Genomic DNA, 18590 nt, shown 5'->3' with positions numbered 1-18590 from the left:
GGCCGACACCGCCGTTGAGCCCGGTGACACGCCTGTCCGGGCTCAACGTGCGGAAGCGCACGGCACCCGGTAGGGGATGCCGGGCAGGTACTGCCGTGCGTCGGCCGGTGTGAGCGCCTGGTCGCCCGCTGTGCGGCAGATGCGCCGGGCGACACGGTCGGCGTCGACGTCCCAGAGCAGGGCCGTCCAGTCCTCGCTGCCCGTCACGAGGGTGTGGCCGTCCGGGCTGAAGGCGACGGCGTCGACCGACTTGGTGTGTCCGGAGAGGACCGCCAGCTCGTCGGGATGGCGCGGGTCCCTGACGTTCCAGAGTCGTCCGTTGTTCTCCGCGCTGGCCAGGATCCGGCCGTCGGGACTGAACGCCAGGGCCCGGATGCCGTCAGGATGGCTGCCCGGCGTGGCGATCACGCCGGGGGCCAAGCGGTCGGCCACGTCCCACAGCCGGATGGTGCGGTCGTCGCCTGCGGACGCCAGGACGTGGTCGCGGGGGCTGAACGCCAGTGCCTTGACGGCGTCGCGGTGGCCCGTGAGCCTGGCCAGTGGGCGCGGCCGACCGGGTCGTGCGGTGTCCCACAGCCGGATGGTGCGGTCCCTGCTGCCGCTGGCCAGCGTCCGGCCGTCCGGGCTGAAGGCGACCGTCTCCACCTGGTCACGGTGCGCCCGCAGCACGGTGAGGGGCTTGGGGTGCCGTGCGTCGGCCATGTCCCAGAGCCGTACGGTGTGATCGGCGGCCGCGCTGGCGAGGATGTGGCCGTCCGGGCTGAACGCGAGAGCGTTGACGGCCCCTGAGTGGCCGGTGAGACGGGCCAGCGGGCGCGGGTTGCCGGGATCGGTGGTTTCCCAGAGCCGGATCGTGCGGTCGAGGCTCGCCGTGGCGAGCAGCTTCTTCCCGGGCGCGAAGACGACGTCGTTGACCGCGGCGGTATGGCCGGTCAGGACGGAGAGCGGCTTCGGCCGGTAGGGGTCGGCGACGTTCCACAGACGTACGGTGTTGTCGAAACCGCCGGTGGCCACCGTCCGTCCGTCCGGACTGAATCCGGCCGCGTACAGCGAGCTGGTATGGCCGAGCAGCAGTGGCCCAGGCAGCACCCAGAGCCGTGTGGTGTGGTCCTCGCCGGCGCTGGCGAGGGTACGGCCGTCAGGGCTGAACGCGGCGGAAGGGATGCTGCCGATGTGGCCGGTGAGGGTGAGCAGGGCGTCGGGTCGCGCCGGATCCGCCACGTTCCACAGGCGAAGCTTGCCGTCCGCCCCGCCGCTGGCCAGGGTGCGGCCGTCAGGGCTGAAGGTCACCGTCTCGACGATGTCGGTGTGTCCGGTGAGCACGGACAGCGGCCGGTCGGCAGGGCTGCCGGATGTGTTCCAGAGCCGGACCGTGTGATCGGCGCCCGCGGTGGCGAGGGTACGGCCGCCGGGACCGAAGGCCACCGCAAGGCTCGGGTCCGTGCTGATCCTCGTACGGTCCGCGTAGCGCGGGCGTCCCGGGGCGCCGGCTGCGGCGGACCACCGTGAGACGCCGTCAGGCCCCGAGGCCGCGAGGGTGCGGCCGTCAGGACTGAACGCCACGGAATCGAGGCGCTCGTGACGGCCCGCCGCTCCATGGGCGGCCGGCAGGGCGGCGTACGCGGAGGTGTGCCCACGGCTGGTGGTGTGCCACAGCTGTACGGTGCCGTCGGCTCCGGCCGACGCCACCGTACGGCTGTCCGGGCTGAACGCCACGGAGGCCAGGGCAGCTCCCTGTCCACGGCCGGGTGCGGGCACGGGTGTCAGGACTGCCCGTGCCTTCGGTTGCGCGGGGCCGGTCACATCCCACAGACGCACCGTCCCGTCCTCGCCCGCCGAAGCGAGGAGACGGCCGTCCGGGCTGAACGCCGCCGACCGCACGTCGCCCGTGTGCCCCGTGAGCGCGGCGAGCCGCCGTGGACGGTAGGGGTCGGCGACGTTCCACAGACGTACGACATGGTCCTGTCCGGCCGCTGCGAGTATCCGCCCGCCCGGGTGATAGGCGACCGCGTCGAACTGGTCGTCGCCGCTCAGCTGGGTCGCGTACGGGGTGGCGTACGAGCTGAGCACCGTGCCGCGGGCTGCGGTGGTGGGATGGAGGCGGTAGGCGACCAGGCCGAGTTGGAGCGCGCGGGCGGGGTCGGTGGAGCGCAGCGCGGACGACTGGTCCGCGACCTGTTGCGACACCGCGATGTCGCGCTGTCGCGTGGCCTGTTGCTCCGCGCGCCAGGCGAATCCGGTGGCGGCCACCGTACCCGCGAGGAGGACCGCGAGGAGCACGGTCAGATGCCGCAGTCTCCTGGCGCGACGGCCGGCCGTCGCCTCTTCCGACACCTGGGCGGCGATGCTGGTGTGGAGGAACGCCCTCTCCCGGGGACTGAGCTTCCCGGCGTCGCCCCGCTGCGCCCACTGCCGTGTCCTGGCCAGCCGGACTCCCCGGTAGAGGGCGCCCGGGTCCTGCTCGACCGCTTCCCACACCTGGGTGGCCTCGGTGAGCGCACGATGGATCCGCAGGCTCTCCCGGTCCTCCAACAACCAGCTGTGCAGCCGGGGCCAGCAGCGGATCAATGCCTCGTGGGTGATCTCGATGCTGTCGCGGTCGAGAGTGAGCAGCCGGGCTCGCACGAACTGTTCCAGGACCAGAGCGGTGTCGGCCTCATCCAGGTCCAGCTCGGTCCGGCGGATGCGACGTCTGGTGTCCTCGGTGCCCTCGCCCAGGGCCGTCAACCGCAGAAGCAGGTCGCGGGCGGCACGCTGCTGGGCCGGGCTCAGCGTGCTGTACAGCCCCTCCGCGGTGTGCGCCAGGCCCCCGTCGATGCCGCCCGTGGCGTGGAAACCGGTGAGTGTCAGGGTGTTGCCGCGCCGTCGCCTCCAGGTCTCCAGCAGCACATGGGACAGCAACGGCAGAACCGCGGTCTGCCCCTTGGCCGAGCTGACGAGATCGGCCACAAGAGCGCCCTCGACCCGGCATCCGGCCTGTGCCGCGGGTTCGGTGATGGCGCGCCGCAGCTCATCGGTGGTCATGGGCCCCACCAGAACCTGCGCCTCGCTCATGGCGCGCCCCAGCTCGGCGTGGTTCGCACAGTGCGCGTAGAAGTCGGCCCGTACGCCGACGACGACGCGGCACCGGCTGTTCCCGGCGCTGGTGGCGGTCATCAGCGCGTCGATGAATCCGGCCCGCTCCTCGGCGTCCCGGCAGACGGTGAAGACCTCTTCGAACTGGTCGACGACGAGGAGTAGTTCCGCGTCATCCGGAAGCCCCGCGAGCGCCTGCCGTACGACACGGTGCAAGGCCCGCGGGTCGTCGGCGAGATCACGGACGAGCGCACCGGGTGTCGATCCCGTGAGTCCGGCGAACCGGGTCGCGCATTCCTCCCACGGATACGCTCCAGGAGTCAGGAACACGAACGGCGACCCGGGGTGGGACGCCTGCCGGCGTGGGATGAGACCCGCCCTCAGCAGGGACGACTTCCCGGCGCCCGAGGCCCCGACGACGGCGACGAGCCTGTGTTCCCCCAGCCGTCGTGTCACTTCATCGACCAGCCGTTCACGGCCGAAGAATCTGTCGGCGTCCTCCGTCCGGAACACCGACAGGCCTGCGTACGGAGGACGAGCGCTCACCGAGCCCTCGTCCTGTGCCGTGGCGGGCCGCGCTGCCGCTTCCTCCCTGGCGACCTCCGCTGCCACGGCGTGCCAGCGTTTCTCCCAGTCGGCGGGGTCACCACCACAGGCGGCCGCGTAGGCCACGGTCACGGCCAGGCTCGGCAGCCGCCCGCCGGCAGCAGCGGCCGACAGGGTCGCCACCGAGTAGTGGGCGCGCCGGGCGAGTTCCCGGTATGTGGGGCTGCCCGCCCGCTGCCGCAGCAGGCGGAGCTCCGACGCCAGACGGAGCAGCTCGCTGTCCCCCGCGTCGAGCGGACGCTCCCTCCTCGGCACAGCGCTGCTCCCCCTTCCGCCTCGTACATCCCCCGCCGCACGGCACCGCCGCGACCGCCGGGTCTCCCTTATGGCACGCCGGCCCGCGCGATGGCCAGGCAGGAGGGGATTCCTCACCCGGAAGAGGCCGGCGTCGTGAGAAATCCGTGCGCCCGGTGCTCCACGCAATGCACTATTCGTACGCATATGCGAATCTGGAAATGTCCCCTATTGATCCGGACGCTGACAGGAGGCACGATCATGAGCAAGAAGCAGAGCAGACAGAACCGTGGAGCTCGCAGCGGCGGCCACGAGCGCAGCGCCGCCGCGGAGACCAAGGAACAGATGCCGACGTCGACGACGCCGGACGCGGTGCGTGCGATCGGGGAGACCGCTTCGCACAAGAAGGACCGGAAGTTCGGGCACAACTGACCGGCGCCCTCCTGCTCAGGCGGTCCCGCACGGCCGTGCCTGCTCGGACGGTCCTGATCAGGCGGCCGGCCCGATGGTGACGTTGACGTGCTTCATGATCGGCTGGTCGCTCTGGGCGCTGTGGTCGCCGAGTGCGCACAGCACGTTCATCTCGGGCATGTAGCCGGCGGCGCAGCCCCGGGGAATGTCGTACGGGATCGCGAGGTAGCCGTTGAGGAACCGTCGGCTGCCGTCCCTGGCAGTGCTCGTGATGTCCACGGGGCCGAGGTCGGCGATTCCGCGTTCGCGCATGTCGGCCCGGTTCATGAAGACGAGGGTGCGCAGGTTCTTGATGCCGCGGTAGCGGTCGTTGTCGGAGTAGATGGTGGTGTTCCACTGGTCGTGGGACCGCATCGTGCCCAGCGCCAGGGTGCCCGGGGCGGGGATGACGTCGGGCAGGGCGGCGGTGGAGAACTCGGCGCGCCCGGACGGGGTGAGGAAGACCAGTTCGCGGGCGGGCTGCTTGATGCGGAAGCCGAGGGGCAGACGCACCCGGCGGTTGAAGTCCTCGAAGCCGTCGAGGACCTTGGCCATGGTGTCCCGGATCCGGTCGTAGTCCTCGATGTACCACTCCCAGGGCGTGGCGCTGTCGGGCAATGCGGCGCGGGCCATGCCCGCGATGATGGCCGGCTCGGACAGCAGCTGCGGTGAGGCAGGGCGTCTCATGCCGACCGACATGTGAACCATGCTCATCGAGTCCTCGACGGATGTGCTCTGGACACCTCTGCGCTGGTGGTCCTTCTCGGTACGGCCGAGGCAGGGGAGGATGAGTGCCTGGCGGCCGTGGACGAGGTGGCTGCGGTTCAGTTTGGTGCTCACCTGCACCGTGAGGTCGCACGTGCGCAGCGCCGCACAGGTGACCGGGGTGTCGGGCGCGGCGAGGGCGAAGTTGCCGCCCATGCCGACGAACACCTTCACGTCCCCCCGCCGCATCGCCTCGATGGTCCTGACGGTGTCCAGACCGTGCTTGCGGGGCGGCTCGATCGCGCAGGCGTCGGCGAGGCGGTCGAGGAACGCGTCGGCAGGGCGGTGGTCGATACCGCAGGTGCGATTGCCCTGTACGTTGCTGTGCCCTCGCACGGGTGAAGGGCCCGCGCCCTCCCGGCCCAGATTTCCGCGCAGCAGGAGCAGGTTGACGATCTCCCGCACGGTGTCGACGCCGTGCTCGTGCTGACTCACGCCGAGACACCAGCTGATGATGCTCCGGTCGGCCTCTCCGTACACGCGCGCCGCTTTCAGGATGTCGGCACGGCTCAGTGCGGACTGGTTCTCGATCTCCTCCCACGACGTGCCCTCGCACAGCGCCCGGTACGCCTCGAAGCCCGTGGTGTGGCGGTCGATGAACTCCTGGTCCAGGGCCTTGGGGTCGCTCGAAGCCTGTTCCAGAATCGCCTTGGCCATGCCGCGCAGCAGAGCCATGTCGCCGCCGATGCGCGGCTGCAGGTTCAGAGTGCTGGTCCGCGTCGCCTTGAGGACGGCCATGTCCACGAAGTCATGGGGGACGATGGTGCGGGTGGCGGCGGCCTCGACCAGCGGGTTCACATGCACGATCTGGGCACCGCGGTGGAAGGCCTCGGCAAGTGCGGTGAGCATCCGGGGCGCGTTGGAGGCCGCGTTGACTCCCAGGATGAACAGCGCGTCGGCGTGCTCCCAGTCCTTGAGGTCGGCCGTGCCCTTTCCGGTCCCCAGGGCCGCTTGGAGGGCGCGGCCGCTGGCCTCGTGACACATGTTGGAGCAGTCAGGCAGGTTGTTCGTGCCCAGCTCACGGGCCATCAACTGGTAGAGGAACGTGGCCTCGTTGCCGAGGCGGCCCGAGGTGTAGAAGGACGCCTGACCGGGATGGTCCAGCCCGCGCAGGGCACGTCCGACCACCTCGAACGCGTCCTTCCAGGCGATCGGGACGTAGTGGTCCGACTCGGCGTCGTAGACCATCGGCTCGGTCAGTCGCCCCTGGTTCTCGAGGTCGTAGTCGCTCCACCCGGACAGCTCGGTCACCGAGTGGGCGGCGAAGAACTCGGGGCCGACCCGCTTGCGGGTCATCTCCCAGGTGACGTGCTTGATCCCGTTCTCGCAGATGTCCAGATGCAGCCCTTTGGTGTCGTCCGGCCACGCGCATCCGGGACAGTCGAACCCGGTGTTCTCATGGTTCATCCGCATGATCGCCCGTGGGCTGTCCACCGGTGCGCCCTCGCGTACGAGAAAACGGGTCACGCCCTTCGCCGCACCCCAGCCGGCGGCGGGGTGGTGGTAAGGGCGAAACTCCGGATCCCCTTCGGGAACGGGCCCCACCCGGGACTCCGGGCGTTCCCGGCTCTCACTGTCGGCGCTCAAGACTCTCGACCCTTCCACCAGGCGGACACGGGGTGACAAAGCTGTCCTTTCCGGCACGGTACGTCGGCCGGTAAACGCTCGCCATAGGGGGCGCACAGCCGATGGAGCAGCGCTCCGGCCCCTGGACTGCCGCCCCGCCCGGTGCACGGATACCCCGACGACTTCCCTTTTGAGTGCTCCATGCCGCACCTCGATGTGGTGCCCATGAGGTGGACTGACCCACGGGCGCCGCCGGACCGGCTCAGCGGCCGGCTGACATCCCCGATCCGCTCCTGCAACGGCGGCGCCCCGAACCTTCGGACCGGCTACCGCGTCGGGCAGAACTCCGCCTCGGCGACCGCGTCGCTGTCGCCCGACCAGTCACCGTTGAAGTTGAGTGCGAGCGAGTGGCTGCCGTCCGCTGTGGTCAGCGCCAGGGAGGAGGAACCGTGGATGCCGCCGCTGTGGCCCCAGACCTCGCCTCCGCAGGGCAGCTCGTTGCGCATCAGGCCGAGGCCGTAACTCGCGTTCGGGGCTTCGTCGACCGGCACCGTGTCCTTCATCTCCTTGAGCTGGGCGGGCGGCAGCAGCTCTCCGCGCAGGAGGGCACTGTAGAAGTGGTTCAGATCGCCGGAGTCGGAGATCATGTCGCCCGCCGACGAGGCCAGGGACGGGTTCAGCTCCGTGACGTCGTACGTCTTGTCCGCCGGCTTCGGTTCCTGCTCGAGCTTCGAGTACGCGCGTGAGCTCGGCGCAGGCATCGAGGCATCGGTGCCGGGCAGGCTGGTAGCGCGCAGGCCGAGAGGTTCGATGATCCGTCGCTGGATCTCGTCCGCGTAGCCATGGCCCGAGACCTTCTTGATGATCATTCCGGCGAGTACGTAATTGGTGTTGGAGTAGCTCCAGGAGGTGCCCGGCTCGAAGGTGGGTCGGTGCCCCATGGCGATCCTCACCAGGTGCGAGGGCGTCCAGGTGTCGTAGCGGTGCTCCAGGAACCTCTTGGTGAACACCCGCTTCGCGAAGTCGTCGTCCGAGGTGACGTCGAAGATGCCGCTGGTGTGGTTGAGCAGCTGCCGGACGCTGACTCTGCTGCCGTCGTGGCCGTTGCCCTGTACCACCCCGGGCAGCCATTGCTCGACCTTGTCGTCCAGATCGAGCTGCCCCTCGGCCTCCATCTGGAGCAGCACCGTGGAGACGAACGTTTTGGTGATGGAACCGACCCGGTAGCGGTCGTGGGCGCTGCGCGGCCGGCCCGTCTCCAGACTCCCGACGCCCGAAGTCCCTTTCCAGCGACCGTACGTGTCGACGGCCTGACCGGCGACGCCCGGCACTCCGTCCTTGACGGCGGCGTCCATCGCGGCCTGGGTTCCGGCGTGGTCCGATCTCTCCCCTGTGCCTTGGTTCGCGGATTGCGCGGGCGCCGCGAATCCGGTCGCGGCCAGAGCGCCCGCCACCGCGATGCCGATCAGGCCGGTGCGTACTGTGCGTACTGCTGTCATGTGGAATCTCCTCCGACTGACGGTGGTCAGCGGGCAGGACCACGGCCCGGTACACGGGGGTTGACCGGGCCGCCGAGGTTGATCGGTTTCCAGCCCTTTCGCAGCGAGACCGCGGTCAGCCGTTGATCCAGGGTCGGCTCGACCGGTGGATGCCGTTGGTGTCGATCGCCACAGCGACCTCGGCCCCCACGCCCCTCCGGGCCATCGCGAAGGCACGCTGCATGAAGAGGTGTTGCCACGGGTCGGCCAGGGCCGTGTCCTTCACCAGCCGCACCGTCGACGTGGACGACCTCACCCTGCACGCCGTGACCGGCGGGAGCGGCCGGCGCTGCCGTTGCCGGCCGCTTCGGGTGCTTCGCCAGGGGGCCGAGGACATGGGTGGTCGCCTGTACCCAACTCGGCACCGCGACCGAAGGAGAGCGCATGCAGGGAGGCATCTACCGCATCAGCGCACACGCCCTCGCGGCTTCAGTGCCACCGGCGGCAGTGCGGGAGCAGGCAGTCGGCCGCCGTCGTAGCCGTGCACCTCACCGAAGCGGGAGCCCTCCGCCCATGCCCGCCTGGCCTCCTCGATCTCCTCGTGGGACCGGCCCACGAAGTTCCACCACATGATGATCTCCTCCTCGAACGGCTCGCCGCCGAGCAGCATGAGCCCGGCGTCGGAGTCCGCCCGCAGGGGCAGTTCGGTGCGGCCACAGCCGAGGTAGAGCATGGATCCGGGCAGGACCGGGACGCCGTCGACCTGGGCCTCGCCGGACATCGACAGCACGGCGTACTCGAAGTCCGGGTCCAGCGGCAGCCGGGCTTCGGCGCCTTCGGTCAGGGTCAGGTCTGCTCCGACGATCGGGGTGTACGACCTGCCGGGCGACGCGGCACCGTCGAGTTCGCCCAGGATCACAGTGGCGGTGAAGCCCGGGGCCGTGACGGTGGGGAGATCGGTGTGGTGCTGGAAATGCGGTTCGACATGCCGGTCGGCGTCGGGCAGGGCCACCCAGAGCTGCGCGCCGTGCAGAAACCTGGCGTGCGGCTCTGGGCTCTCCTCGGAGTGGCTGATCGCACGGCCGGACGTCATCAGACCCAGCTCGCGCGGCCGGATCTGCTGGAGGCTGCCCAGGCTGTCGCGGTGCAGGACCTCACCGTCGTGCAGCCAACTGACCGTCTGCAGGCCCATGTGCGGGTGCGGCGGCACCTGCATCCCGGGCTCGTCCGCGATGTCGTCGGGGCCGTAGTGATCCACGAACGCCCAGGCGCCGACCATACGGCGCCCCAGGTTGGGCAGCAGTCTGCGCACCTCGGTGGATTCGCCGAGCTGGACGCGGCGGGGAGTGAGGAGTTCACGTACCGGTTCGGCGACGACGAAGCCGCGTCCCCCGCACACGGAGGGAACGGCCTGGCGATCGAGATTGCTCATGGCGCACAACCTAATCCCGTACGGTCATCGAGTGCGGGCCCCCACGCCGAAAATTTAGTGGAATATTCAACCACTCCGCTGGGTTGACGTGACCGGAAGGACTCCCCGAAGGAGGAGAAGTGGACGACACCTACTACGAGTTCGGTACGCCCGCCGATCGCTGGGACCGGGCGCAGCTGTTCTTCGAGGCGAAGGAATACCTGACCGCGGCGCGGATCCTCGGTGGGCTGGTACAGGAGGCGCCGGAGCAGGTGGCGCCCCGGCTGCTCCTGGCGCGTGCGTACTACCACTCGGCCAGGCTCGCCAAGGCCGAGGCGGAGCTGCGCGAGGTACTGGAGCGCAGCCCTGTCGAGGACTATGCGCGGCTGATGCTCGGGCGCACCCTCGAACGCCAGGGCCGGCAGGCGGAGGCGGCCCCGCATCTGCGGATGGCCCGGGCCATGACCGAGGACCTGGGACCCGCGCTCCTCGCACAGGAGCGGAAGAACGACGGATGGCAGAACCCACGGGTGACAGAACCGACGGGTGACAGAACCACGGTTACGCACGCCCCGTGAGCCCGGCATGATCCGGACGGGTGGCCCAGCTCCCGGGGCCGCCCTCCGGCGGGCTCAGCGTTCGGCGTTCGACACCCGGTCGAGCCATTCCGTCATCAGTGCCGCCTCAGCCGTACTGAGACCGGTTCCGTGCGACCGGCGCAACAGGGCTCCCAGGCGGGCCGCCACCGTGGGGACCCCGGTGTCCACCGGCTCGCTCGCGCGCACGTCCGGGGTGAAGACAGCGGCGTGCAGTGCATCGCGCACACGCGCCGAGACTCCGGCGTCCGAGAAGGTCGAGGGCCGGGAGACCAGCATCAGCGCGACCCCCGTCGTGGCCGACATGATCATCTGGGCGGCCACCTCGGGCGCCACGCGTAGCTTCCCCTGCTCGGCCGCCCGGTCCAGGTCCCGCGTCAGGATGCGGTGCGACTCGAGGGCGGCCGCCGGCGGCGTCCTCATCGCCGGGGAGTTCATCAGCCGGTACAGATTCGGGTTCCGAAGAGCGAACTCGACGTGACTGTCCCAGCCGTTACGGAGGTCCTCGACAGGGTCGGTGGTCTCGTCCCGCTGCCGCTTGGTCGCCAGGTAGGCGTCGAAGCCGTGGTCGACGACAGCCGACAGCAGGCCCTCCTTGTCCCCGAAGTGCCTGTAGAGGGCCGGTGCTCCGACCTGCGCCGCCTCGCACACCGCCCGCGTGGAGATGTCCCCGTCCGGCGACTCGGCGACCAGCCGGGCCGCGACTTCGAGGATGCGTGCTCGTGTACTCATCGGGGGACGCTATCAAGTGCCGGACAGGGCGAGCCGGGCGGCGGGAGCGAGGGCACTCGTCCCTTCGCGGCCTGCCTCGCTGTCCGGGCGCTCAGATGATGCCGCCGTTGGCCCGCAGCACCTGCCCGTTGACCCAGCGGGCGGATCCGGCGAGGAAGGAGACGACCTCGGCGATGTCCTGCGGGGCACCGAGCCGTTCGAGGGGAGGCTGCGCGGCCATCCTCGCGACGGTCTCCTCGTCCTTGCCGTCCAGGAACAACGCGGTGGCGGTCGGTCCCGGGGCGACGGCGTTGACCGTGATGTCCCGGCCGCGCAGCTCACGGGCGAGGATGAGCGTCATCGCCTCCACGGCCCCCTTGGTGGCGGCGTAAGCGGTGTATCCGGGTATGGCCAGCCCCAGCACCGAGGTCGAGAAGTTGATGATCGCTCCGCCGGCGCGCAGCCGGCGCGCGGCCTGCTGGTCGACGGCGAAGGTGCCCCGAATGTTGGTGCGGTACATCCGGTCGAGCTCGTCCAGGTCGAGGTCGGCCAGCGGCGACAGCGCCATGACGCCTGCGGCGTGGACGACCACGTCGACTCCCCCGAAGGTCTCCTCGGCGGCATCGAAGAGGGCGGCGACCGCCGCCTCGTCGGCGACGTCCGCCTGGTGGGCGAAGGCCTCGCCGCCCGCGGCGACGACATTCGCCACCGCCGCCTCGGCCTCGGCCCTGTTCCCCGCGTAGTTGATGACGACCGCGAACCCGTCCGCTGCCAGCCGCTCGGCGCTCTCGCGGCCGATGCCTCGCGAACCCCCGGTCACGAGCGCGACCCTGCGTGCGGGCGTGGTGTGCTGCTCGGCCATGACATGCTCCTGTGACAAAGAGGCTGTCGGCGGTTCCAGGAACCAACCCTTGACGGAACAACGCTAACACCATCACGGTAGCGCCGCTACCCCAGGTGGTAACAATGTTAATAGCGTCGCTACCCCGAGCTGGGCAGCAGAAACCGGGGTGCGCCCGCCCATCGCCCGGTGGTAGTCAGGCCTCCATGGACCTGGGCACCCTCATGACCGACCGGCTCGCACTGCATCCACTGACCGCCGCGGAAGCAGCGGCCGTGGAGACAGGTGACACCCGCCGCCCTCCGGACGGCGCGCGATGGGCCCCCGGATATCCCGATGCCGGCGACCGGTCGGGCGCCCGCCGCTTCCTGGCGGCCTGTGTGAGCACGGGCAGCCCTCAGCCTTTCGGCCCGTACGAGATCCGACGCCGTACGGACGGACTGGCTATCGGCGGCGTGGCGTTCCACGGCAGGCCGGATGCCACCGGCCAGGTCACCGTCGGGTACGGCCTCATCAGCTCGGCACGCGGCCAGGGTTACGCATCCGAGGCGCTCAGGGCGCTGCTGACCTTCGCCAGGTCCCAGGGGGTCCGTTCCGTCAAGGGCGACGCCGATCTGGACAACATCGGATCCCACCGCGTCATGGCTTCGGCCGGCATGCGGCTGGTGGCGGTGGACGACCGCCTGAAGCACTACCGCGTCGACTGGCCCGGCACGTCACGGGAGGACCAGGAGCGTCGGTCCTCCCGCGCGGACAGATGAAAGGGAGCGCGCGGAGGTCACACGGTGGAGGCCGCCGGGAGCACGATCGCGGTCACCGCGAAGCCGCCGTCCATCAGCCACTTCCCCTCGTACGTCCGCGGCATCCCGGGCGCCGTCAGCGAGAGCCGCGCGACGAACGATCCTTCGGTGGCGACGTCGGGGCTCGTACGGAAGCTGATGTCCGCCTCGTCGAAGTCGAGTTCGATCCGGGTGAGCGGGAACCATGTCTTGAAAACGCTCTCCTTGGCGCTGAACAGCAGCCGGTCCCAGTGGACCGCCGGATTGTCCACGCTCAGGAGCGCCGCCCTCTCCCGCTCCGGAGGCAGCGAGATCGCCTCCCACACACCGGTCGGAAGCGGTTCGTTCGGCTCGGCGTCGATGCCGATCCCCCGCACCTCGGACGCTCTTGCCAGTACGGCCGCACGATAACCCTCGCAGTGCGTCATGCTGCCGACCGTCCCGTCGGGCCACAAAGGGACGCCGCGATGGCCGGTCAACACGGGCGCCGGTGGCAGCCCGAGGACAGCCATGGCCCGCCGCGCGCACGCGCGGACCGCCGCGAACTCATGTCGGCGCTTGTCCACACTCGCGGTCACCAGCCGCGCCTCCTCCGGATACAGAGTGCCCGGGGGAGCGTCCGTCTCGTGGGTGTCCGCACACGCGACGTACGCGGGGAGAAGCCGTTCGATCACGAGGCGTCGCCCTCGGCGGCCGGGACCCGCTCCAGGGCCTGCTCCCCCGCGTACGGAAGGATCTGCCGCAACAGCCCCCGCGGATGGCCCCGTTTGCGCCATTCCCTCGGGTAGCCGATCGAGACCTCCTCGAACCGTACGCCGTCGTGCCAGGTCGTCCGGGGGATGTGGAGGTGCCCGTAGACGACGGCGGCGACGTTGAAGCGGCGGTGCCAGTCGGCGGTGAGTTCGGTGCCGCACCACTGGGCGAACTCCGGGTACCACATCACGGAGGTGGGTTCGCGCAGCAGAGGCCAGTGCCCGGCGATGACGAGCGGTATGTCCGGATCATGCGCGGCCAGCCGCTGCTCGGTCAGTGCCACCCGTGCCCGGCACCAGTCGTCCCGGGTCTCGTACGGGTCCGGGTGCAGCAGGTACTCGTCGGTGCAGACGACGCCCGCCTCGTGGGCGCGGGCCAGGGACTCCTCCTTCGTCGACGTTCCCGGGGCCCTGAAGGAGTAGTCGTACAGAAGGAACACGGGGGCCACGGCCACAGGTCCTTCGGGCCCCTGCCAGAGCGGGTAGGGGTCCTCGGGCGTGGTCACGCCGAGCTCGCGGCACACCTGGACGAGGTGCTCGTAGCGCGCTTGGCCGCGCAGCCGTACGGGGTCCTTGTCGACCGTCCACAGCTCGTGGTTCCCGGGGGTCCACACCACATGGGCGAAACGGTCAACGAGCACTTGCAGCGCGCGTTCGACCTCTTCCGCCTGTTCGGCCACGTCCCCCGCGACGATGAGCCAGTCCTGGTCGGACGACGGGTGCAGCCGGTCGGCGACGGGGCGGTTGTCGGCGATGCCCACGTGGAGATCGCTGACCGCGAGGAGCCGGCCGCCACCCGTGGGCGGGCGAGGTACTGACTCGGTGGGGGAAGTCATTGTTCGAATTTACCGTCTCGGGGCGTCCGCCGGGGCCGATCCACTCGACATGCCCGCTGTTCATCCGCCCAGGATGATTGACCAGCCGCGTCCGGGGGACGCGGCTCCCTGACGAAAGGACTCACCATGCCCGTCGCCACCTACAGCCTTGTCGCCCTCGACTGCCCCGATCCGAGCTCGCTGGCCGGCTTCTACCAGGCCGTTCTGGGCGGTGAGATCAAGAGGTACAACGAGATCTGGTACGACCTCCATGTCCCGGGCGGCGCACATATCGCGTTCCAGAGGGCAGCCGACCACAGGCCGCCCGAGTGGCCCCGTGGAGACCGTAATTCGCAGCAGGCGCACCTGGACTTCGACGTGTCGGATGTCGAGCGCGCGCAGGAGGAGGTGCTGGCGCTCGGTGCGACACCGCTGGATCTCGACGACCGGGGCGGCGAACGCACGTTCCGCGTGTACGCCGACCCGGCGGGGCATCCGTTCTGTCTCTGCTGGAAGTGAAGCGGCTCCACGCGCACCGCTCGTCGGCCGGCCCTCGATGTCAGGCGGCTGCCGTCCGGTAGGGGCGGAAGAAGGCGCGGAGCTCCTCCGCGTACAGCTCGGGCTCCTCGAACGGGGCGAAGTGCCCGCCGCGCGGGGGCTCGGTCATGCGCACCATGTTCGTCGTGCGCTCCAGCCAGGCCCTCGGCGGGCGGACGATGTCGCCGGAGAAGATCGAGAAACCGGAGGGTACCTCGACCCGCCGGGCGAGCTGGGCGGGCGGGATGGCCGCGTTCGCCCGGTACATGCGCATGGACGACGCGATCGTGCCGGTCAGCCAGTAGAGCGTGATGTTCGTGAGGATCTCGTCCTTGGTGAAGCTCCGCTCGATGTCGCCGCCGCAGTCGCTCCAGGCCCGGAGCTTCTCCACGATCCACGCCGCGAGTCCGGCCGGTGAGTCGTTGAGTCCGAAGGCGGCGGTCTGTGGCTTCGTCCGATGGATCGAGGCGTAAGCCCCCTCCGTACCGCTCCAGGCCGCCACCTCCTCCATCCAGGCCCTCTCCTCCGGCGCGAGGTCCGCCGGGTCGCCGGTCAGGACCGGCAGGCCGCCGTCGGTGCGGTGGACGGCAACGACACGGTCGGGATGGTCGAGACCCAGATAGCGGCTCACATGGCTGCCGACGTCCCCACCCGACGCACCGAACCGCCGGTAGCCGAGGACGGTCATGAGCTCGGCCCACAGGCCCGCTACGGCGATCGAGTCGAGGGGCGGGCCGACAGGCCGGTCGGAGTATCCGAAGCCCGGCATGTCGGGCACGATCACGTCGAACGCGTCGGCGGGATCGCCGCCGTGCGCACCCGGGTCGGTGAGGAGCGGGACGACCTTCGAGTAGCGCCAGAACGAGTCCGGCCATCCATGGCTGAGCACCAGTGGCAGGACCGGCCCGACAGGCGCGACGGCCCGGGCGTGGACGAAGTGGACCCCCAGTCCACCCAACGGAACGCGGAACCGGGGAAGCCGGGCGAGCGCCTCCTCCTGCGCGGTCCAGTCGAAGCCATCCGCCCAGTAGGCGACGAGCTCGCGCAGGTAGTCCAGATCGGTCCCCAGCGACCAACCGGCGTCCTCGGGCGCGTCGGGCCAGCGCGTCGCGCGCAGCCGCGTGCGCAGGTCTTCGAGGGCGGCGGGAGAGGTCTCCCGGGTGAACGGCTCTGGACGGGGCTGTGCGTTGTCCGGCATGGACGCATCCTAGGACCTCTCACGTGGGTCATGCCGGGCTCAGCCCTCGGCGGAACTGCGGCACTGCGCCGTACTCCGCGGGGTCAGCGCGAGTCAGCGCGGTCCCGAAGCGCGCCGTCAGTTCGGTCCCGAACCGCGCCGTCAGTACGGTCCCGAACCGCGCCGTCAGCGCGGTCCCGACTGCGATCTCAGGGCAGTGAGAAGCCAGTCGTGCGCGGTCCCGGGCGTCGGCTCGGGACGGCCGCCCGGTGCGCTGACCAGCTCGGCCGTCAGCTCCCAGTACCGGTCGATGCGCGGATCGGCGGCGAGCTGCTGTGCGAGGGCGCGGCGGAAGTCCGGAGTGTCGGCGGTGTCCCGGGCGCTCGCGTACGCGTCCACGAACCCGTCCAGCGCGTCCCCCGGGCCCGGCTCCCTGTCCTGGCGCATCTCGGTGCCCGCCAGGTCGTACGCCTCGGCCAGGCCCGCGTACAGCACGGCCGACGCACGGGCCCCCGCGGCCTTGTGCGCATGGGGCTGGGTCGGTTCGTCCCCGTCGCAGGGGCGGGTCACCATGGCGCACAGCCCGGCGAAGGCGAGCACCTGGCCGGGGTCGGGGTCATCCGGCGGCTGCGGGACCGCGGCCTCCAGGAACGCGGTGACGGACCCGGCCGGCATCCTCGGCGGCAGCCAGCCGCGCCAGAACCGGGCCAGCGGCGCGGTGCTCGGCGGTGCGGCCACCGCTCCGATCAGGCGCAACCGGCCTGCGCGTTCGGCCGCCGGGCTCTCCTGTACGGAGCGGAGTGCCGCCTCTCTCCAGCGCAGCGCCTTCAGCTGCGAGCCGAGCGTGCGCAACTGTCCCGCGACGGCGTCCTCCAGGGCTCCGCCCGCACGACCCGTGGTGTCGTCCTCGTCCAGGATGCGGCGCACCGAGGAGACGGGCAGATCCATGGTGCGCAGGGAGCGGATCATCCGCAGCCGTTCGAGGGAGCCGGGGCCGTACCTGCGGTGACCGCCCGCGCTGCGGGAGGCCTCGGGCAGCAGACCGTTGTCGGAGTAGAAACGGACCGTCTTGACGCTCACTCCCGCCCGCCCGGCGAGCTCGCCGATGCCGCACAGCCCGTCGTACGACTGGAACACTTGAACCTCCCTCAGGGGGAGTTCCTACGGTACTCGGGAGAGGGACCGGTGAGCCGCCCGGTCCGTGGGCGACGACGTATCGAGGAGAGACCATGACCACGTTCATCCTGGTGTCCGGTGTGTTCACAGGACCGCACGTGTGGGACGGCACGGCCGCTCGGCTGGCATCCGCGGGTGCCGAGGTCCGTGCGGTGGCTCTGACCGGGCTCGGCGGTGGCGGCCCTTCCGACGGTACGGAGACCGACCTGGAGACGCACATCGCGGATGTCGTCGCCGTGATCGACTCGGTGGGACAGGGGGCCGCCGGGGAGGTCGTGCTGGTCGGTCACGACTACGGGATCCATCCGGTCGTGGGCGCCGCCGACCGGCGGGCGGAGGCGGTCGCCCGGATCGTGTATCTGGACTCGGGGCTGCCCCAGGACGGTGTCCCTGCCCTGGCCGCCGTGGCCGACCAGGGTGTGCGCGACGAGGTGCTGCGGGCCGCGGGCGGGACGCCGGGGGCGGGCGCGGTGCTCCCTGCTCCGGCGCGCGACGCGTGGCGGCTCTGGGGCAGCACCGCCGATGTGCCCGACGCGGCGCTCGACCGGCTCACCGCCCTCGCCTCACCGCAGCCCCTGGCCACGCTGCTGCAGCCCCTGAGGCTGACCGGTGCGGCGGCCGCCCTGCCCATGGCCGGAGTGCTGTGCACGGGCAACGGGGCGAGCATCGCCATGGTCCAGGCCCAGGTGAATCTCGGTGAGCCCGGCCTGCAGCCGCTCACCGACCCCCGGGTGACGTTCTTCGAACTGCCCACAGGTCACTGGCCGATGCTGTCCGGCCCCACGGCACTGGCGGTGACACTGCTGAAGGCCGCGGCGGGCGAAGGGCAGCGTCTGACCGCGGTGGACGCCTCCCGGCCGGCGCCACACCTGCGGCCGTTCCTGCTGGACGTGCCCGAGCTGCCGCGTGAGCGGACGGACAACATGGACCTGTACCTGCCGCCGGACGCCCCTAGCCCCCGCCCTGCGGTGGTGTTCGTCCACGGCGGCCCCGTGCCGTCCGGAGCCCGCCCCACCCCCCGCGACTGGCCGACCCTCACGGGATACGCCCGTTACGCCGCGGACCACGGGGTCGTGGGGGTGACCCTGGACCACCGTCTGCACGCACTGACCGACTACGGGCGGGCAGCCGACGACCTTGCGGACACGGTGCGACGCGTCAGGGCCGATCCACGGGTGGACGCGGACCGGATCGCCCTGTGGTTCTTCTCCGGCAGCGGCCCGCTCACCGCGGACTGGCTGGCGAAGCCCCCGCCGTGGCTGCGTTGCCTGGCGGCCGACTACCCCATCATGGCGCCCCTGCCGAACTGGGGGCGGTTCGACAGCCGGTTCCACCCCGCGGACGCGGTCGCCGGGGCGGGATCCCTGCCGCTCGTCCTGGTACGGGCCGGGCTCGAGGCGGACGAGATCGCGGCCACCGTCGAGGAGTTCCTGACGGCTGCCCAGCGGTGCGGTGCGGACATCGAGGTGGTCGACGTGCCGAACGGTCACCACGGGTTCGAGACGATCGACCGGACCGACGCGTCACGCGACGCGGTACACCGCGCGATGGGCACGCTCCTGCGTCATCTGACAGCCTGAGCCGCATCGTGCCGCCCCGGCGGATCATGCGCAGACGGGTC

At 70.8% G+C, this 18590-nt stretch carries 15 protein-coding genes and 1 pseudogene; 5 read left to right on the top strand and 11 right to left on the bottom strand.

Features of this window, described 5'->3' with window-relative positions; genetic code table 11:
• Nucleotides 1-42: 42 nt before the first annotated feature.
• Complete coding sequence (locus AB0C75_RS16105; protein WP_362891135.1) at nt 43-3936, bottom strand: XRE family transcriptional regulator; 3894 nt, start codon at nt 3934-3936, stop codon at nt 43-45.
• 240 nt (nt 3937-4176) lie between these two features.
• Here AB0C75_RS16105 and AB0C75_RS16100 point away from each other — a divergent pair, with 240 nt between their 5' ends.
• Nucleotides 4177-4347 (top strand): hypothetical protein, encoded by a 171-nt coding sequence (locus AB0C75_RS16100; protein WP_362891133.1) that lies wholly within the window; start codon nt 4177-4179, stop codon nt 4345-4347.
• Nucleotides 4348-4404: 57 nt separating this feature from the next.
• Here the strand turns inward: AB0C75_RS16100 and AB0C75_RS16095 are convergent, their stop codons facing one another.
• The 4 genes from AB0C75_RS16095 to AB0C75_RS16080 all read right to left on the bottom strand — a co-directional run bounded on the left by AB0C75_RS16095 (nt 4405) and on the right by AB0C75_RS16080 (nt 9606).
• Entirely contained in the window at nt 4405-6717 is a 2313-nt protein-coding gene (locus AB0C75_RS16095) for an FdhF/YdeP family oxidoreductase (protein WP_362891132.1), read from the bottom strand.
• 305 nt (nt 6718-7022) lie between these two features.
• Nucleotides 7023-8195: a serine hydrolase domain-containing protein gene (locus AB0C75_RS16090; protein WP_362891130.1), complete on the bottom strand. Its 1173-nt coding sequence runs from the start codon at nt 8193-8195 to the stop codon at nt 7023-7025.
• 115 nt (nt 8196-8310) lie between these two features.
• Nucleotides 8311-8460: a hypothetical protein gene (locus AB0C75_RS16085; RefSeq protein WP_362891128.1), complete on the bottom strand. Its 150-nt coding sequence runs from the start codon at nt 8458-8460 to the stop codon at nt 8311-8313.
• Nucleotides 8461-8640: 180 nt separating this feature from the next.
• Nucleotides 8641-9606: a pirin family protein gene (locus AB0C75_RS16080; RefSeq protein ID WP_362891126.1), complete on the bottom strand. Its 966-nt coding sequence runs from the start codon at nt 9604-9606 to the stop codon at nt 8641-8643.
• 119 nt (nt 9607-9725) lie between these two features.
• Here AB0C75_RS16080 and AB0C75_RS16075 point away from each other — a divergent pair.
• Nucleotides 9726-10067, top strand: a pseudogene (locus AB0C75_RS16075) (tetratricopeptide repeat protein); the annotation flags it as partial.
• A 150-nt stretch (nt 10068-10217) separates the two neighbouring features.
• Here AB0C75_RS16075 and AB0C75_RS16070 read toward each other — a convergent pair.
• Nucleotides 10218-10913, bottom strand: coding sequence for a TetR/AcrR family transcriptional regulator (locus AB0C75_RS16070; RefSeq protein ID WP_362891124.1), 696 nt, complete (start codon nt 10911-10913; stop codon nt 10218-10220).
• Nucleotides 10914-11004: 91 nt separating this feature from the next.
• Complete coding sequence (locus AB0C75_RS16065) at nt 11005-11754, bottom strand: SDR family oxidoreductase (protein WP_362891122.1); 750 nt, start codon at nt 11752-11754, stop codon at nt 11005-11007.
• Between the two features lie 191 nt (nt 11755-11945).
• Between AB0C75_RS16065 and AB0C75_RS16060 the strand changes: the two genes are divergently transcribed.
• Nucleotides 11946-12494, top strand: coding sequence for a GNAT family N-acetyltransferase (locus AB0C75_RS16060; RefSeq protein WP_362891204.1), 549 nt, complete (start codon nt 11946-11948; stop codon nt 12492-12494).
• 17 nt (nt 12495-12511) lie between these two features.
• On the opposite strand, the gene AB0C75_RS16055 is transcribed toward AB0C75_RS16060, so the two are convergent.
• Nucleotides 12512-13186 (bottom strand): 4'-phosphopantetheinyl transferase superfamily protein, encoded by a 675-nt coding sequence (locus AB0C75_RS16055; RefSeq protein WP_362891120.1) that lies wholly within the window; start codon nt 13184-13186, stop codon nt 12512-12514.
• Entirely contained in the window at nt 13183-14100 is a 918-nt protein-coding gene (locus AB0C75_RS16050) for a metallophosphoesterase (protein ID WP_362891118.1), read from the bottom strand. Before AB0C75_RS16050 ends, AB0C75_RS16055 begins: the two co-directional genes overlap by 4 nt.
• 126 nt (nt 14101-14226) lie before the next feature.
• Between AB0C75_RS16050 and AB0C75_RS16045 the strand changes: the two genes are divergently transcribed.
• Nucleotides 14227-14598, top strand: a complete 372-nt coding sequence (locus tag AB0C75_RS16045; RefSeq protein WP_362891116.1) for a VOC family protein — start codon at nt 14227-14229, stop codon at nt 14596-14598.
• Nucleotides 14599-14638: 40 nt separating this feature from the next.
• Here AB0C75_RS16045 and AB0C75_RS16040 read toward each other — a convergent pair whose 3' ends face one another.
• Both AB0C75_RS16040 and AB0C75_RS16035 read right to left on the bottom strand, forming a co-directional pair.
• Nucleotides 14639-15814 carry an epoxide hydrolase family protein gene (locus tag AB0C75_RS16040; RefSeq protein ID WP_362891114.1) on the bottom strand — a complete coding sequence of 392 codons (1176 nt, stop codon included), beginning with the start codon at nt 15812-15814 and terminating at the stop codon, nt 14639-14641.
• A gap of 165 nt (nt 15815-15979) precedes the next feature.
• The gene (locus AB0C75_RS16035; RefSeq protein ID WP_362891112.1) at nt 15980-16930 is read right to left on the bottom strand and encodes a MerR family transcriptional regulator; all 951 of its coding nucleotides are present in this window, start codon (nt 16928-16930) and stop codon (nt 15980-15982) included.
• Between the two features lie 92 nt (nt 16931-17022).
• On the opposite strand from AB0C75_RS16035, the gene AB0C75_RS16030 reads away from it, so the two are divergent.
• Nucleotides 17023-18549 (top strand): alpha/beta hydrolase, encoded by a 1527-nt coding sequence (locus tag AB0C75_RS16030; protein ID WP_362891110.1) that lies wholly within the window; start codon nt 17023-17025, stop codon nt 18547-18549.
• Nucleotides 18550-18590: the final 41 nt, after the last annotated feature.

Origin of the sequence: Streptomyces sp. NPDC048565, assembly GCF_040650935.1 — a bacterium.
Classification (GTDB): Bacteria; Actinomycetota; Actinomycetes; order Streptomycetales; family Streptomycetaceae; genus Streptomyces.
This window is presented reverse-complemented; position numbering and strand designations above follow the sequence as displayed.

Excerpts from the sequence above, each read along its gene's own strand:
- AB0C75_RS16100 (WP_362891133.1), top strand. The coding sequence starts at position 4,177 with ATGAGCAAGAAGCAGAGCAGACAGAACCGTGGAGCTCGCAGCGGCGGC.
- AB0C75_RS16045 (WP_362891116.1), top strand. The coding sequence starts at position 14,227 with ATGCCCGTCGCCACCTACAGCCTTGTCGCCCTCGACTGCCCCGATCCG.
- AB0C75_RS16040 (WP_362891114.1), bottom strand. The coding sequence starts at position 15,814 with ATGCCGGACAACGCACAGCCCCGTCCAGAGCCGTTCACCCGGGAGACC.
- AB0C75_RS16070 (WP_362891124.1), bottom strand. The coding sequence starts at position 10,913 with ATGAGTACACGAGCACGCATCCTCGAAGTCGCGGCCCGGCTGGTCGCC.
- AB0C75_RS16030 (WP_362891110.1), top strand. The coding sequence starts at position 17,023 with ATGACCACGTTCATCCTGGTGTCCGGTGTGTTCACAGGACCGCACGTG.
- AB0C75_RS16050 (WP_362891118.1), bottom strand. The coding sequence starts at position 14,100 with ATGACTTCCCCCACCGAGTCAGTACCTCGCCCGCCCACGGGTGGCGGC.
- AB0C75_RS16065 (WP_362891122.1), bottom strand. The coding sequence starts at position 11,754 with ATGGCCGAGCAGCACACCACGCCCGCACGCAGGGTCGCGCTCGTGACC.
- AB0C75_RS16090 (WP_362891130.1), bottom strand. The coding sequence starts at position 8,195 with ATGACAGCAGTACGCACAGTACGCACCGGCCTGATCGGCATCGCGGTG.
- AB0C75_RS16080 (WP_362891126.1), bottom strand. The coding sequence starts at position 9,606 with ATGAGCAATCTCGATCGCCAGGCCGTTCCCTCCGTGTGCGGGGGACGC.